The organism is Neomegalonema sp., assembly GCF_028688855.1.
In the GTDB taxonomy this organism is placed as follows: Bacteria; Pseudomonadota; Alphaproteobacteria; order Rhodobacterales; family Rhodobacteraceae; genus Neomegalonema.
Window position 1 is genome coordinate 19515 of the sequence record NZ_JAQTXI010000011.1, and the last position, 15299, is coordinate 34813.

Annotated in this window: 16 protein-coding genes and 1 tRNA gene; 6 read left to right on the forward strand and 11 right to left on the reverse strand. The window is 66.2% G+C overall.

The window, feature by feature from the left end:
* Positions 1–6 precede the first annotated feature (6 nt).
* Positions 7–741 (forward strand): SOS response-associated peptidase, encoded by a 735-nt coding sequence (locus PHN62_RS09855; protein ID WP_300149779.1) that lies wholly within the window; start codon positions 7–9, stop codon positions 739–741.
* Positions 742–743: 2 nt separating this feature from the next.
* On the opposite strand, the gene PHN62_RS09860 is transcribed toward PHN62_RS09855, so the two are convergent.
* Genes PHN62_RS09860 through PHN62_RS09870 form a run of 3 tightly spaced genes read right to left on the reverse strand, consistent with a single transcriptional unit; the run spans position 744 to position 4973 of the window.
* Entirely contained in the window at positions 744–1697 is a 954-nt protein-coding gene (locus PHN62_RS09860) for a GIY-YIG nuclease family protein (RefSeq protein WP_300149782.1), read from the reverse strand.
* 25 nt (positions 1698–1722) lie between these two features.
* A complete protein-coding gene (locus PHN62_RS09865) occupies positions 1723–4137 on the reverse strand; it encodes an ATP-dependent helicase (protein WP_300149785.1) in 2415 nt (804 codons plus the stop codon).
* Between the two features lie 53 nt (positions 4138–4190).
* Positions 4191–4973, reverse strand: a complete 783-nt coding sequence (locus tag PHN62_RS09870; protein WP_300149999.1) for a folate-binding protein — start codon at positions 4971–4973, stop codon at positions 4191–4193.
* 95 nt (positions 4974–5068) lie between these two features.
* On the opposite strand from PHN62_RS09870, the gene PHN62_RS09875 reads away from it, so the two are divergent.
* Together PHN62_RS09875 and PHN62_RS09880 are read left to right on the forward strand one after the other, a co-directional pair.
* The gene (locus PHN62_RS09875; RefSeq protein WP_300149788.1) at positions 5069–6403 is read left to right on the forward strand and encodes a dihydroorotase; all 1335 of its coding nucleotides are present in this window, start codon (positions 5069–5071) and stop codon (positions 6401–6403) included.
* Positions 6400–7713, forward strand: a complete 1314-nt coding sequence (locus PHN62_RS09880; RefSeq protein ID WP_300149793.1) for a multidrug effflux MFS transporter — start codon at positions 6400–6402, stop codon at positions 7711–7713. The genes PHN62_RS09875 and PHN62_RS09880 overlap by 4 nt, the downstream gene beginning before the upstream one ends.
* Before the next feature lie 10 nt (positions 7714–7723).
* Here PHN62_RS09880 and PHN62_RS09885 read toward each other — a convergent pair whose 3' ends face one another.
* Together PHN62_RS09885 and PHN62_RS09890 are read right to left on the reverse strand one after the other, a co-directional pair.
* Positions 7724–8431, reverse strand: a complete 708-nt coding sequence (locus tag PHN62_RS09885) for a M48 family metallopeptidase (protein ID WP_300149795.1) — start codon at positions 8429–8431, stop codon at positions 7724–7726.
* A 129-nt stretch (positions 8432–8560) separates the two neighbouring features.
* Positions 8561–9796, reverse strand: coding sequence for a polyhydroxyalkanoate depolymerase (locus PHN62_RS09890; protein WP_300149798.1), 1236 nt, complete (start codon positions 9794–9796; stop codon positions 8561–8563).
* A 383-nt stretch (positions 9797–10179) separates the two neighbouring features.
* Here PHN62_RS09890 and PHN62_RS09895 point away from each other — a divergent pair, with 383 nt between their 5' ends.
* On the forward strand, positions 10180–10539 hold the full coding sequence (locus tag PHN62_RS09895; RefSeq protein WP_300149801.1) for a TIGR02300 family protein: 360 nt from the start codon (positions 10180–10182) through the stop codon (positions 10537–10539).
* Positions 10540–10710: 171 nt separating this feature from the next.
* Positions 10711–10786: transfer RNA gene (locus PHN62_RS09900), tRNA-Ala, on the forward strand.
* 136 nt (positions 10787–10922) lie between these two features.
* On the opposite strand, the gene PHN62_RS09905 is transcribed toward PHN62_RS09900, so the two are convergent.
* The 5 genes from PHN62_RS09905 to PHN62_RS09925 form a co-directional block, all read right to left on the reverse strand.
* A complete protein-coding gene (locus PHN62_RS09905; RefSeq protein ID WP_300149803.1) occupies positions 10923–11444 on the reverse strand; it encodes a prepilin peptidase in 522 nt (173 codons plus the stop codon).
* A 177-nt stretch (positions 11445–11621) separates the two neighbouring features.
* Positions 11622–11810, reverse strand: coding sequence for a Flp family type IVb pilin (locus PHN62_RS09910; RefSeq protein ID WP_300149806.1), 189 nt, complete (start codon positions 11808–11810; stop codon positions 11622–11624).
* Between the two features lie 465 nt (positions 11811–12275).
* On the reverse strand, positions 12276–12464 hold the full coding sequence (locus PHN62_RS09915; RefSeq protein ID WP_300149808.1) for a Flp family type IVb pilin: 189 nt from the start codon (positions 12462–12464) through the stop codon (positions 12276–12278).
* A 263-nt stretch (positions 12465–12727) separates the two neighbouring features.
* Positions 12728–12967 carry a GlsB/YeaQ/YmgE family stress response membrane protein gene (locus PHN62_RS09920; protein ID WP_300149811.1) on the reverse strand — a complete coding sequence of 80 codons (240 nt, stop codon included), beginning with the start codon at positions 12965–12967 and terminating at the stop codon, positions 12728–12730.
* Between the two features lie 212 nt (positions 12968–13179).
* Positions 13180–13368: a Flp family type IVb pilin gene (locus PHN62_RS09925; protein WP_300149808.1), complete on the reverse strand. Its 189-nt coding sequence runs from the start codon at positions 13366–13368 to the stop codon at positions 13180–13182.
* Positions 13369–13927: 559 nt separating this feature from the next.
* On the opposite strand from PHN62_RS09925, the gene PHN62_RS09930 reads away from it, so the two are divergent.
* A complete protein-coding gene (locus PHN62_RS09930; RefSeq protein ID WP_300149814.1) occupies positions 13928–14371 on the forward strand; it encodes a hypothetical protein in 444 nt (147 codons plus the stop codon).
* Positions 14372–14558: 187 nt separating this feature from the next.
* Here the strand turns inward: PHN62_RS09930 and ctrA are convergent, their stop codons facing one another.
* A complete protein-coding gene (ctrA, locus tag PHN62_RS09935) occupies positions 14559–15290 on the reverse strand; it encodes a response regulator transcription factor CtrA (protein ID WP_300149817.1) in 732 nt (243 codons plus the stop codon).
* Positions 15291–15299: the final 9 nt, after the last annotated feature.

Consider the following 15299-nt stretch of genomic DNA (forward strand, 5'->3'; position numbering starts at 1 on the left):
CGGCCCATGTGCGGGCGGTTCTTCCTGACGCAAGGCCTCGCCGATCTGGCGGGGCTCTTTCGGGCGCAGCTTGATCCGGCCCTTGCAGAAAGGCCGGAGCTCGCCGAGCCGCGCTTCAACATCCGCCCGACGCAAGAAATTCCCGTCCTCCGGCGCGATCCGGAGGGCGGGCGGCTTCTGACGTCCATGCGCTGGGGCTTCATTCCGGCCTGGTATGGCGCGCCCGGCGCGGGACCTCTGATCATCAACGCGCGCTCGGAGGGGATCGCGGAGAAACCCGCCTTCCGCGAGGCGGCGCGGCGCACGCGCTGCCTCATCCCGACCTCCGGCTTCTACGAATGGACCGAGAGCGCGGGCAAGGGGAAGGAGCCCTGGCTCGTGCGGCGCAAGGGCGGCGCGCCCATGGTCATGGCGGGCGTCTGGCGGGAATGGGCGGACCCTGCTTCAGGCGGGCGGCTCCGGACCTGCGCCATCGTCACGACGGAGGCCAACGCCGAGCTTGCGCCGATTCATCACCGCTCGCCGCTCTGGCTGGCGCCGGAGCATTGGGGCTTGTGGCTCGGCGAGGAGGGCCATGGCGCGGCGCGTCTGATGGTCCCGCCGCCTCCGGGCGAGATCGAGACATGGCGCGTCTCGACGGCGCTCAACAAGCGCGACGCCGAAGGCGAAGGGCTCATGGCGCCGCTGGCGGAGGAGCCGCCCGCAGCCCCGGCCCCGGAGGAGCAGGGGCGGCTGCTCTGAGGTCAGGCTTGCTGATCCGCTGCGGTTTTCGCCTCCGCCTGACCTTCCTGCCATTCGGCGTAGGTTTTCGGCGAGCCGATCACGCGCCATTCGATGCGGCCGTTGGAATTGCGGCCCAGCGCGACCGCTGCGGCGGCGGAGGGGCTTGAGAAGGCCCAATCCTTCGTGAAGCGATGATTTTCCGTTTCGGCGCTCGGCGTGAGCATGCCTTGAGCGATCAGGTCCGCTTTCAATTCCTGATAGGTGTTGGTGGTGAAGCCGCCGTCCTTCAGCGCCTCGCTTCCCTCCATGACGATGAATTCGCCGTCCCGCTCGAAAGCCTGCGTCTTGATCCCGCTTCTATGGCGCAATTCGAATTGCGCTGCGCGCGCAAGAGGAGCGTCGGAAGCTTCGGCGGGCGCGGCTTCAGGCTTCTCCTTCACCGAAGGTTGCGGCATGGGCTTGAGCAGATCGAAGCCGAGGATGGGCAGCACTCCTTCCAGCTCCGCCAGAAAACGCTCCATGTTCGCCTTGTCCGCCTCCGGCAGCTTTCTTTTGTCCGGAGAAGGTCTTTGCGTATTGTCGATGATGCTGCGTCCCGCCGCCGCCGCGTTCTGGATCAGCCTCGCCTCCAGATAGCGCACATGGCCTTTGGTCAGGCTTTCGTCGCTCGTGCCGATCACGGCGACCGTCTCCCAGAAATCGCGCTCATTGGCGCTTTGCTTCACGCGGTCCCGCAAGTCATCGGCTTCGCCGACATAAACCCGCAGCCGCAGGGAATCCTCGGGGTCAGGGCCTTGAAAGATATAGATCCCCGTCCGCTCCATTTCAGGCCGCGCAAGCAGGCTCGGGAAATTGGTGTTGTTGGAGACCAGCACGGAGCCGGTCCAGCCATGGATCGAAGCGATCTTCAGGCCATGCGGCGTTCCGTCTGCGAGGTAGATCTGGATCGTCCGTCCGAGGGCGGAAGCGTTCACGAGGTTTCTCCGGTTCTCGGGGCCTTCAGAAAGGCGCGTCGTCGGATCTGGTCACGAAGCCGGCCTTGATCCGCTTTTCATCGGCCTGATCGAAAGCGACGGTCAGGGTGTCGGCCTCCACCGCGATGACCACCCCCGAGCCGAATTTCGCATGGCTCACCCTTTCGCCCGGCGCGAACTGCGGCCCCGGCGCGGCCTTGCGCGGCGCCGTCGGCAAGGGCGTCGCCTGCCTCGCCTGAGCCTGCATCCGCTTCCAGCCCGGCGAATCATAGGGATTGGAGGCCTGCCGCACCTGCTCCTGAAGCGGCGAGGGGCCGCCCGGACGCCAGGTCTTCGGCTCGACGTCCGTCACGCCATAGCTTCCGCGTCGAGCCGCGCCGTAGGATCCGCCGTAAAGCCCCGGCGGCGTCAGGATCTCCACGACGGCGGGCGGCGTCTCGTCGATGAAGCGCGAGGGCAGGGCCGACTGCCATTGATTGTAGATCCGGCGATTGGCCGCGAAGCTGATGTTGAGGATCTTGCGGGCTCGCGTCATGCCGACATAGGCGAGGCGCCGCTCCTCCTCGAGCCCCTGGCGCCCGCTTTCGTCGAGGGAGCGTTGCGAGGGAAACAGCCCCTCCTCCCAGCCGGGCAGAAAGACCAGATCATATTCCAGGCCCTTGGCCGCATGGAGCGTCATCAGCGTGAGGCGTTCGCCTGCGCCCTCGCCGTCGCGGGAGGCCTCCATGACGAGGCTCACATGCTCCAGAAAGCCTTGCAGCGTCGGGAAGTCGCCGATGGAGCGCACCAGCTCCTTGAGGTTGTCGAGGCGGCCCGGCGCGTCGGCGCCCTTGTCGGCCTTCCACATGGCGGTGTAGCCTGATTCGTCCAGCACCAGAGCCGCAAGCTCCGCAGGCGTCAGCTTCTCGGCTTCGGCCCGCCAGCGGCTCAGGGTCTCGAAGAAGAGGATCAGCGTCCCGCGCGCCTTGCCGCCGATCTCGCCGTTCTGGGCCATCTTCAGCGCCGCCCGCGAAGGCGAGACGTTGTCGAAGCGCGATTGCTGGTGAATCGCCTGAAGGGTCTGTTCGCCGACGCCCCGGCGCGGCAGATTCACGATGCGCTCGAAGGCGAGCCCGTCGTCGGGCTGGGCGACCAGCCGCAGATAGGCGATGGCGTCGCGGATTTCCTGGCGTTCGTAGAAGCGCGGCCCGCCGATCACCCGATAGGGCAGGCCGATGGCGAGGAAGCGCTCCTCGAAGGCCCGCATCTGATGCGAGGCCCGCACGAGGATCGCGGTCTGATCCAGGCCGATCTTCGGCCTGCGCCCGAGGCCCGCCATGAAGGCCTCGATCTCCTCGCCGACCCAGCGCGCCTCCTCGTCGCCGTCGTAAAGACCCATCAGCCGGACCTTGCCGCCGGAGGGATTCTGCGTCCAGAGCGTCTTGCCGAGCCGCTCGCGGTTGCCCGAGATCACCGCTCCGGCGGCGGCGAGGATCTCGGGCGTGGAGCGGTAGTTCTCTTCGAGGCGGACGACCTTCGCGCCGGGGAAATCCTTCTCGAAGCGCAGGATGTTGCCGACTTCGGCGCCGCGCCATCCGTAGATCGACTGATCGTCGTCGCCCACGACGCAGATGTTCCTGTGTCCGCCCGCCAGAAGCCGCAGCCAGAGATACTGGGCGACGTTGGAATCCTGATATTCGTCCACGAGCAGATAGCGCAGCCTTTCGCGGAAGCGCTCCAGAACTTCGGGATATCCCTGCAGGATGGTCAGCATGTGCAGGAGCAGGTCGCCGAAATCGGCGGCGTTCAGCGTGCGCAGACGGTCCTGATATTGCGCATAGAGCTTGGCGCCCTTGCCCTGGGCGAAGTCGTCGCCTTCGCCCTTGGGCAGTTTTTCGGGCGTCAGGCCGCGGTTCTTCCAGCCGTCGACGAGGGCGGCGAGGTTTTTGGCGGGGAATTTCTTCTCGTCGATTCCCTCCGCGACGATCACCTGTTTCAGCAACCGGATCTGATCGTCGGCGTCGAGGATGGCGAAGCTGGAGGTCAGCCCGACCAGCTCCGCATGACGGCGCAGCATCTTCGCCGCGATGCTGTGGAAGGTGCCGAGCCAGGGCATGCCCTCGACGGCCTCGCCGATGATCCGTCCGACGCGCTCGCGCATCTCGCGGGCGGCCTTGTTGGTGAAGGTCACCGCGAGGATCTCGGAGGGCCGCGCCCGGCCCGTGGCGATCAGATGCGCCAGACGGGCGGTCAGCACGCGGGTCTTGCCCGATCCGGCGCCCGCCAGCACCAGCACCGGGCCGTCGAGAGTCTCCACGGCCTCGCGCTGAGGCGCGTTCAGGCCGTCGAGGTAGTCGCGCGGGACGGGGCCTCCCGCCTGCGCCAGCTGCGAGAGGGGAATCCGCTCGGCGTAAGCCGCCAGCGGGTCGTCTTCGGGATCGAAAGGCCATTCGGTGCTCATGGCGCGGAATTTATAAACCTTTCGATCAAAAAGGGAACAGAGAAAAGCCTCCCTCAAGGCCCTTCAAGCTGGATGATCGCGCCTTCGGGCGTGGTCAGCAGGCCTTCGGCGCGGTCGAAGCGCAGATCGGCCAGGCCGATCCCTCCTCTGTGCGAGCGCAGGATTCCGGCGGGCTTGCCCTCGGCGTTGCGGATCTCGGCGCCTTCGGGAGCCTCGCCCTCGACGCGCACCCGCGCCAGACCCTTGCGCAGCTCCGTCTTGTGCTTCATGCGGGCGACGATCTCCTGACCCACATAGCAGCCCTTGCGGAAATCCACGCCCTTGAGCCTTTCGAATCCGGCCTCCAGGATATAGCCGTCGCCCGGGATGAGATCCCGCCCCGAGGCCGGAACGCCCAGAGCCAGACGATGGGCGTCGTGATCGCCGGGCCGGACCTGCGCGAGGGCCGCCTCCAGCTCGGGGAGGGCGCCGTAAAGCCGGGTTCCCAAAGCCGGGTCGCGGGGATCGGGCAAGCCCGGCTTGACGCCCTCGCCCCAGAAAGCCGCCACGCCCTGGTCCTCCACGACGCGCAGCTTCAGCGGACGGCGGAGCCGGTACATGGTCAGGCGCTTGAGCAGATCCCCGATCTGGGCGGCGTCGGCGTCGAGGCGGAGATTCCCCTCGGCATCCTCGAAGATCAGGAAATCCGCGAGATATTTCCCCTGGGGGCTCAGCAGCGCGGCGTAGACCGCCCGCTCCGGAGCCACGCGCCGGACGTCGTTGCTCACCAGGGCGTTGAGGAAGTCGACCTGTTCGGCGCGCGGGCCTTCGAGCGCCAGAATCCGCCGATCCGCCAGGAAAGCGCCCTGGATCGCGCCTTGAAGCTCCGTCGTCACGCTTGAATCTCCATGTTACAAGCCGCCGCAAATCAGGCGCATCAGGAGGCCGCATCATGGCGCAAAGCTTCGATCTCGTCATCAAGGGCGGAACGCTGGTCAATCACGACGGCGTCGGGCTCGCGGATCTCGGCGTGAGGGGCGGCAAGGTCGCGGCCATCGGCGATCTGGGCGGGGCGGTCGCGGCGGAGGTCTTCGACGCGCGGGGACTGCATGTGCTGCCCGGCGTCATCGACACCCAGGTCCATTTCCGCGAGCCGGGCATGGAGGCCAAGGAGGATCTCGAAACCGGATCGCGCGCGGCGGTCATGGGCGGCGTGACGGCGGTCTTCGAGATGCCCAACACGAAGCCGCTCACCACCACGCCGGAGGCCCTCGCCGACAAGGTCGCCCGCGCGAAGAACCGCATGTGGTGCGATTTCGCCTTCTTCTTCGGCGCCACGGCCCAGAACGTGGAGATCCTCCCCGAGGCCGAAATGCTCGAGGGCTGCGCAGGGATCAAGATCTTCATGGGCAGCTCGACGGGGGATCTGCTCGTCAGCGAGAGCCCCGACGTCCTGCGCGTGCTGAAGAACGGGCGTCGGCGGGTTTCGGTCCATTCCGAGGACGAAGCCCGCCTGCGCGAGCGGCTGCATCTGCGCCGTCCCGGAGATCCCTCCTCGCATCCGGAGTGGCGCGACCCCGAGGCCGCCCGCATGAACACCGAGCGCCTGATCCGCCTCGCCCGCGAGGCGAAGCGCCGGGTCCATGTGCTGCACATCTCCACGCTGGAGGAGATCCCGCTTCTGGCGGCCAACAAGGACCTGATCTCGGCGGAGGCCACGCCCCATCACCTGACCCTCGACGGCGACGAAGCCTATGCGCGGCTCGGGACTCTGGCGCAGATGAATCCTCCGGTGCGCGGCGCCGCTCATCGCGACGCGATCTTCCAGGCGGTCAGGGACGGGATCATCGACATCCTCGGTTCGGACCACGCGCCGCATCTGCGTGACGAAAAAGCCAAAGCTTATCCGGATTCGCCCTCGGGCATGACCGGAGTCCAGACCCTCGTGCCGATCATGCTTGACCATGTGGCGGCGGGGCGCTTGAGTCTGCAACGATTCGTCGACCTCACCAGCGCGGGGCCGCAACGCCTGTTCGACATCGCAGGCAAGGGCCGTCTCGCGGTCGGCCATGACGCCGACATCACCCTCGTGGACCTCAAGCAACGCCGTCGCATCGAAGATTCGTGGATCGCCTCGCGATGCGGCTGGACTCCCTATCACGGCCGCACCGTCACCGGTTGGCCGCGCGGGACGATCGTTCGCGGAAGGGTGGTCATGCGGGAGGACGAACTGATCGGCGTCGCTTCGGGGGCGCCGGTTCGTTTTCAGGAAGGATGGCTCGGATGACCTCCGCCCCTCAGACGCGCGCTCCGCGCGACCCCGCCCCGCGCGTTCCGCGGGACCCTGACGAGCCCATCAGCCTGAAGGCTCTGGGCTCCTCCCTCGGCTTCGGCGAGCTGGTCGCCATGCTCGCCACGATCATGGCTCTGGCGGCCTTCGCCACCGACATGATGCTGCCCGCCCTGCCGATGATCGGCGTCGACCTCAAGGCGCCGACCGAGAACGACCGTCAATTGCTCGTGCCGGTGATGTTTCTCGGGATGGCCTTCGCGCAGATCTTCTACGGCCCGATCCTCGACGCCTTCGGGCGCAAGCGCGGGCTCTACATCGGCCTGACGATCTTCCTCGTGGGGACGCTGACCTGCATCTTCGCGCCGAACTTCCAGATGATGCTCGTGGGACGCCTGCTTCAGGGCGTCGGCGCGGCGGGACCGCAGGTCATGGCCATGGCCGCGACCCGCGACCTCTTCGTCGGACGCAGCATGGCGCGCGTGACCTCGCTGATCATGATGATCTTCATGGTGGTGCCGGTCTTCGCGCCGATGCTCGGGGCGCAGATCCTGCGCCATTTCGACTGGCACATGATCTTCTGGGTCTTCGCGCTGCATGCGCTGGTCGCCTGGGCCTGGTCCTGGACGCGCCTGCCCGAGACCCTGCCTCCGGAGCGTCGGCGCCCCTTGTCCGCGAAGACCTCCTGGGCGGCCTTCAAGGAGATGGCCACGCATCCGGTCTCCATCGGCTACGTCATGGCGAGCGGCTTCATCTTCAGTTCGCTGGTGGCCTATCTGACGGCCTCCGAGCAGGTTCTCGGCGAGCTTTACGCATGGGGGCCGGACTTCGTCTATCCCTTCGGCGCGGGCGCCGTGGCCATCGGTCTGGCGAGCTTCGCGAATTCGAAGTTCGTCGTGCGCTTCGGCATGCGCAAGCTGTCCCAGGCGGCCATGACGGTCTTCGTGATCCTGGCGGCCGTCGGGCTGACCCTCTCGCTGCTGAACGAAGGCAAGCCGCCCTTCTGGGCCTTCATGACGCTGCTCTGCGGGCTGTTCTTCTGCTGCGGCCTGATCTTCGGCAATCTGCGCGCTCTGGCGATGGAGCCCATGGGCCATATCGCGGGCATGGCGGCGGGCGCGGGCGGCTCGATCTCGACGCTGGTTTCGGCGCTGATCGGCGGCGCGGTGGCGCGCGGCTATGACGGCTCGGTGACGCCCTTCTTCGCGGGCTTCGTCGGACTGGCCTCGATGGCCGCGATCTGCGTGTTCTTCGCCGAGCGCGGACGCGCCCGGCTGGCCAGGGGAGCGCCCGGCGCGCGCCCCTGAAGGGTCCGGTTCAGGCTCCGGGCTCGCGCCCGTAGCGCTGCAGATCGGGGCCCTGGAGCCTCAACCAGTCTTCGGCCCGCTCGTGATCGGGCCGGAGACGCCGCACCAGAGCCCAGAACCTCGGGCCATGGTCGAATTCGACGAGATGGGCGCATTCATGCGCCGCCACATAGTCGAGGATCTCCGGCGGCGCCAGAATCAGCCGCCAGGAGAAGGAGAGCCCGCCCCCTGCGGCGCAACTCCCCCAGCGGGTGCGCTGATCGCGCAGGGTGATCCGGCCCGGCGTCGCGCCGAGAGCCCCCGCATGACGCGCCACGGCCTCCGCGAGATCCTTGCGCGCCTCGGCCTTCAGCCAGTCTCCGAGAGCTTCCGCGAAGGCCTCCGGCGGGCCGGGGACGTGCAGCGTCTCCCGCGCCGCGAGGACCGGACCCTTGCGCCGGAAGGGATCGGATTTCAGCAGATGGAGAACCCCCCTCAGCGGAACCGCATGGCCCGCCGCGAAGGGCGAAGGCCCCGGCGCGGCGGCGATCCGCTCCCGCAGCCAGTCGCGATGCGCCTTCAGGAAGCGCTCGGCTTCGGCGCGGGTGGCGCGGACGGGCATGCTCAGGCGGGCTTCTCCGGTGCCGCGCCCCACCCGCAAGACGAAACGCCCCGCGCGGGAAGGGCGCAGGGCGACGTCGATTCCATCGATCCGGAGAGAGGCGGGCGGCTGGGTCATGGCCTTGAGCTTACCCCTCCGCTTCTCTCCGGGCGAGAGGGCTTGGAGCGCCTCCGGATCCTGCGGGATGCTTCAAGCGCTCCGGCCTTTCGTCTGATCGCGTCTTCACGACGCGAAGCCGAAGAGGCTTCAGAGGCGGCCCTTCTCGCGGATGAAGGCGGCGACCTTCGGATAGATGTCGCGCCGCCAGCGGCTGCCGTTGAACTGGCCGTAATGGCCGACCTCGGGATGGGTGTAGGCCAGCTTGAGGTCGTCGGGCAGATTCGCGCAGAGATCCAGCGCGGCGTGAGTCTGTCCGGCGCCGGTGATGTCGTCCTTGCCGCCCTCGATGGTCATGAAGGCGACGTCCTTGATGGCCTGAGGCCGCACGGGGCGTCCGCGATGCTTCATCTCGCCCTTGGGCAGAAGATGGCGCTGGAAGACCTCGTCGATGGTCTGGAGGTAGAACTCGGCGGTCAGATCCATCACCGCGAGATATTCGTCATAGAAGGTGTTGTGGGCCGCCGCCGATTCGCCGTCGCCGCGGATGAGGTTGTCGAACTGCTTGCGATAGGCCGTGGAATGGCGCTCGGGATTCATCGCCAGGAAGCTCGAAAGCTGCAGGAAGCCCGGATAGACCGGACGCATGAAGCCCGCGCGCGGCCAGGGCACCCAGGAGATCACGTTCTTCTTGAACCACGACAGCGGCTTGGATCCGGCGAGGCGGTTGGGCTCGGTGGGGCTCACGCGGGTGTCGATGGGGCTGCCCATCATCACCAGAGCGGCGGGACGGAAGGGGTTGTCGTCCTCGCTCATCAGCGAGGCGGCGATCATCGAAGGCACGCCCGGCTGACAGACGCCCATCAGGGTCGTCCCCGGCCCGATGATCTCCAGGAATTCGCGGAGATAATCGACGTAATCGTCGAGGTCGAAGCGTCCGGCGGCCAGCGGCACGTCGCGGGCGTCGAGCCAGTCGGTGATGTAGACGTCATGCTCGGTCATGAGCGTCTCGACCGTGCCGCGCAGGAGCGTCGCGTAATGGCCCGACATCGGCGCCACCAGCAGGATCTTCGGATCCTGCGATTCGTCGAGGCCCTCGGCCGTGCGGCGGAAGCGGATCAGATCGCAGAAGGGCTTGTGCGCGACGATCTCCTCGGAGACCTTCGCCTCCTGGCCGCGCACGTTCACGGTCTCATAGCCGAAGAGAGGCTTGGCGTAATATTTCGTCGCCGATTCGAAGATCTCCAGCATGGCCGCGGCGGCTTTGTGCGGAGGCGAGGACTGCCAGGGATTGCGCGGATCGTTCAGCACGGTCCGCCCGTAGCGGGCGGCCTGACGCCAGGGCGCAAGGGCGGTCTGGGCGAGTTCATACGCATGATACAGCATTGGATTCGGCCTTCTCTCGCGGGGCGCGCCCTGAGGCGGCGGGGCTGGATTTCGTCTCAGGACCGCAGGTCTCGGCGAATTTACAAAACTTTTCTGAAAATGACATATAATTATATTGCGCCGCAAACGATCGGGCGGAGGGGGAGGCGCCCTTCCGCGACCCCCCGCGCAGCGCGCCGGGGCGATCCGCGGAGGGATCCGCAAGCCGCCCTGCGCCGCGCCTCCCGCGCGGCCGCTCCTGCGGGCCGGCTTTCGCGCCGGGCTCCCGGGCGCATCAGGCTTTGACAGCGCGGGCGGGATATGGCAAGCGACCGCGATTCCCGATGGGGCCGACGCTGCGTCGGCCTCGACCGCTCAATTTTTGCAAACGAGGCGCCGAAAGCATGGCGAAACCGGAATGGGGCGTCAAAAGGCTCTGCACGAGCTGCGCCGCGCGATTCTACGATCTGGGCCGTTCGCCCGCCGTCTGCCCCAACTGCGGCGCGACGCTGGACGTGGCCGCCGCCCTGCGGCCGCGCAAGGCCGTCAAGGCCGCGGCCGAGGACAAGGCCAAGATCCGTGACGAAGAGGATCTGGAGGTCGCGGTCTTCGACGACGAGGACGAGGACGGCGTGCTCGACATCGACGAGGACGAGGACGACGCCGACGCGCCCGTGGTGCCGCGCGGCGAATCCAAGAAGGGCGGCGTCGACGACGAGGAGATGGACGGATTCCAGGTCATCGACCCGGACGCCGACCGCTGATCCCCTCCTGAAGCGAGGGGGAGAAGGATTTTCAGGAAGGCCCGATCTTTTCGCTTGCCTTCATCCCGATCCCCCCCTATAGCTCCGGCCCACGCAGCCGGAGCCGCTTCGGAAGAAACGGCGAAGGACGATGCGACCGGAATCCAGACCCTCTCGAAGGGTCGCGAGTTCGGGGCCATAGCTCAGTTGGTAGAGCGCTTGAATGGCATTCAAGAGGTCAGGGGTTCGACTCCCCTTGGCTCCACCAGGTCAGAAGCCGCGCGTCGGGAACGACGCGCGGCTTTTTCACGTCCGGATCCGAGCCCCGCGCAAGACGACGCGCCCCGGAGGGCGCGTCGCGGCGGAAGGACGGCGAATCAAGCGGCGAATCTGGCGGCGAGGGCTCAGATCAGACCGGCCAGCGCCCTGAAGAGATCCGATTGCGGAAAGGCCAGCAGGGAGCCCAGAGCGATGGCCGCGCCATAGGGCGCATGCGCCTGCTTCGCATTCGCCAGACGGCGCATCGAGGGCGAAGCCAGCGTGAGGATCGGCCAGGCGCGCAGCAGCTTGCGCAGCAGGAAGGCCAGCAGCGACAGCACGCCGCCCGCCAGGGTGATGTAGACCACCGCCGTCAGCGCCGTGTCCGAGCCGAACCAGATGAGGGCGGCGGGCAGGAACTTGCCGTCGGCGGCGCCCCAGAGCCGCAGCGCGAAGAGCGCGAAGCCGAAGACCAGCGCGAGCGCGCCCGTCAGCAGATGATCGCCCAGAGCCTGCCAGCCCAGGCCGCTGACCAGAAAGGCCACGAAGAAGGCGCAGATCAGACCCACCGAAAACCGGTTGGGGATCAGATAACGCGCCATGTCCGAACCCGCCCCGAGCAGCAGGAACAGAGGAAAGGGCGCAGCAGCGAGAAGAGTGAGCGACATGCAGGCCTCCGGAACGCCTTCAGGCGGAAAAGAGAAGCGCCGCGCCGTCCTGCGGGGACGGGCGGCGCTCTGAGCTGCGGCGCAGTCCTGCGCAGCGCGGCGACGGCCATCAACCAGGCCGGAAGCGGCCGGGAACGCGGACGGAAGCCGTCTGCGTCCCCGGGCCCTGCGGGGACGTCAGCCGCCCGGCAGGGACTGGGCGGCGCCGATCTCGGTGGCGATCGTGTTGAACTTCGAGCTGACGTTCTCGCCCAGCAGGGTCACGGCGCCGATGATCACGACGCTGATGAGGGCGGCGAGCAGGCCGTACTCGATCGCGGTGGCGCCGTCTTCTTCTTTCACGAAACGGGAGAACATGGTGCGCATCTTCAACTCCTGGATTTTGAAACCCGTCAGCGTTCTTGCGTCTGACAGGTCTGAAATTAGCGGCGCTGGATTAAAGGAATGTAATGAGGGCTGGTTAATTGAAAGAATTACAATGTAACATCATGTGTTTTTCAGTAAATACTCGGAAACTATACTTGAAGAAAAGGAAATGACGCATCCTGTTTCATGCCGTCAGGTGAAGTTCAGGACTCCGGACCCGGGTTCATCATGGGGATCGCGGTCGGAGCGCGATCCGGAGAAGAGGAACGGCGAAGCAGAGGATGCGCCGGATCTGGAAACGCCGGAGGATCTCGCCTCTCGCGCGGGACGGTCTCTCCGGGGGGAGGCTGGCCGCATGAGGAAAACCCCGCCTGCGGGCGCAGGCGGGGTCTCCGGAGTCGTTTCGATGGATTGCGAGGCCTGGCGAAGGCGATCTCGCCTTCGCTTCTTGGCCCTGTGGGGGCGTCAGCCGCCCGGCAGGGACTGGGCGGCGCCGATCTCGGTGGCGATCGTGTTGAACTTCGCGCTGACGTTCTCGCCCAGCAGGGTCACGGCGCCGATGATCACGACGCTGATGAGGGCGGCGAGCAGACCGTACTCGATCGCGGTGGCGCCGTCTTCTTCTTTCACGAAACGGGAGAACATGGTGCGCATCTTCAACTCCTGGATTTTCAAACCCGTCAGCGTTCTTGCGTCTGACAGGTCTGAAATTAGCGGAGCTGGATTAAAGGAATGTAATGGGGGCTGGTTAATTGCAGAATTTACAACGTAATTCTGAATTCATCATCGTGAATTCATGGAAACCATTGAATTTATCTCTGGTCCGGTTTCTTTTATTTCCATGAACTCCGGGATGCGCCCCGATCCGGAGAAGATGCGGCGCGAACGGGCTTCGCGCCGGACTCCGGACTTGCGGATCAGCGGCGGGAATCGACGACGAGCTTGTAGAGCACAAGCAGCAGCGCCGCGCCGACCAGGGCTCCGAGCAGGGCGAAGGCGACGGGCAGAATCACCTTGAGCGCCAGGCCGCCCACGAATCCGCCGAGGCCTCCCAGAGCGGCGGCCGCGAGGGGATCCGCGTCCAGGACGCGATTGCGCGCCGCGAACCAGCCGATGGCGGCGCCGAGGATGATTCCGAGAATGACGATGAAGGACATGAGGGAACTCCTTGGGGACGGGGTTTCCTCATATAGTCGATTCAGGCCCCTTGCGCAGCGGCCTCGGGAGCCCGAGAGCCCCCCTGCAGAAGAGAGGGCGCCCGGAAACGCCGACGCCCCGCCTGCGGACGCAGACGGGGCGTGGAGCGTTCACCGGATGCGCCGGAGCGGCGAAGGCGATCTCGCCTTCGCCTCTTGGACCTGTGGGGGCGTCAGCCGCCCGGCAGGGACTGGGCGGCGCCGATCTCGGTGGCGATCGTGTTGAACTTCGCGCTGACGTTCTCGCCCAGCAGGGTCACGGCGCCGATGATCACGACGCTGATGAGGGCGGCGAGCAGGCCGTACTCGATCGCGGTGGCGCCGTCTTCTTCTTTCACGAAACGGGAGAACATGGTGCGCATCTTCAACTCCTGGATTTTCAAACCCGTCAGCGTTCTTGCGTCTGACAAGGACTAATATGGGCTTTCGACATTAAGGCTCTGTAATGTTATCTGGTTAATTTCGAAGATATACTTCGTATTCGCATGAATTCATGAGATCCGGGGCGATCTTCACGAAAATCCGGATCATTTACTTCGTATGGATTTGCAGGGCGCAGATCCGATCCCAGAATCTTCTTCGGCCCGCCCTCCGAGGCCGCGCCGCGCCTGGAGGACGGCCCCCTCGGACGCGGCCTCGTCGCATTCTCCTCCCGACAGATCCGGAAGACTCCTTCGTCGATCTCTCCCCTCCGGCTTCGCCGCGCAGGAGGCCCTGCGCGATCGCGAGACGGAAGGGGAAGGCCAGGCTGCTGCGGCTCCTCCGCAGGGGCGGAGTCGATATGCTCGTATGAAGAGCATATATTTTTCTTGTAAACTTTAGGAGGTATGTTTTACTGGTTGCATGAAATCCGTATCGCCACTTTTGGTTTCGGAGCCTTCCGCCGGTCTCGGCGGTTCAAGTCGGGGGAGCGTGACGTTCATGGCCAGGAGCATGGTTTTCGCCCTGAGCGCGATCCTGTCGGTTTCGGCGGTCGGCGCTCTTGGGGCGCCGGCGCAAGGCGGCCCGCAGGAGGTCGGTCCGCGGCTGGACAGGGTGGCCCTCCAGCTGGCGGGCGGCGGCTATCGGGAGTTCCTCCCGCGCAGGGGCGGCGCCCTCGACCGCATGAAGAGCGAGCGCCTCAACCTGAATCTGGAGGCCGGACGCCTCTACGCCGTCGCGGTGGTCTGCGACGCCTTCTGCAACGACGTCGATCTGGAGGTCTTCGACGAGACCAACAACCGACTCGCCGCCCACATGCGCAGAGGAGATTCCGCAGTCGTCGAGTTCCGGCCGCGCTGGAGCGGACCCGTCTCGGTGCGCGTGAGGCTCTATGACTGCCAGGCGCCGGTCTGCGCCTATGGACTCGGCGCCTTCATGCGCTGAGCCGCTCCGGAACGGGCGAAGCCCGCACCCCGGAATCCCCCTGAGAAAACCGTAAAGACCCCGGGAGAGGCGCGGCCAGGCCGCGGCGCAGGCGAAGGCGTCGCCGGAAAGGCGGAAGCCTCGCAGCTTTCCAGCTGCGAGGCTTCGCTCGACACGCCGGGGGGACGGCGGGTCTGTCTCGGGAAGATCAGGCGCTGGCGCTGGCGGCCGAGCTGGCCGGAGGCGGAGCGGCGGACTTGTCGTCCTCGGGATCGCGCAGCACGTAGCCGCGGCCCCAGACGGTCTCGATGTAGTTCTCGCCGTCGGTGGCGGTCGAAAGCTTCTTGCGCAGCTTGCAGATGAAGACGTCGATGATCTTCAGCTCGGGCTCGTCCATGCCGCCGTAGAGATGGTTCAGGAACATCTCCTTGGTCAGCGTGGTGCCCTTGCGCAGGCTCAGCAGCTCCAGCATCTGATATTCCTTGCCGGTCAGATGCACTCGCGAGCCGTCCACCTCGACCGTCTTGGCGTCGAGGTTCACCTTGATCTTGCCCGTCGAGATCACCGACTGGCTGTGGCCCTTCGAACGGCGCACGATGGCGTGGATGCGCGCGATCAACTCGTCCTTGTTGAAGGGCTTGGTCATGTAGTCGTCGGCGCCGAAGCCGAAGCCCTTGACCTTGTTTTCCGTGCCCGAAAAGCCCGAGAGGATCAGGATGGGCGTCGCGACCTTGGCCACCCGAAGCTGACGCAGCACCTCGTAGCCGTTCATGTCCGGCAGCCCGAGGTCGAGCAGGATCAGGTCGTAATCGTAGAGTTTGCCAAGATCGACGCCCTCCTCGCCCATGTCGGTGGCGTAGACGTTGAAGCCCTCCTGCTTCAGCATCAGCTCGATGCTGCGCGCCATGGCGCTATCGTCTTCGATGAGGAGAATGCGCATGTCGAAGTT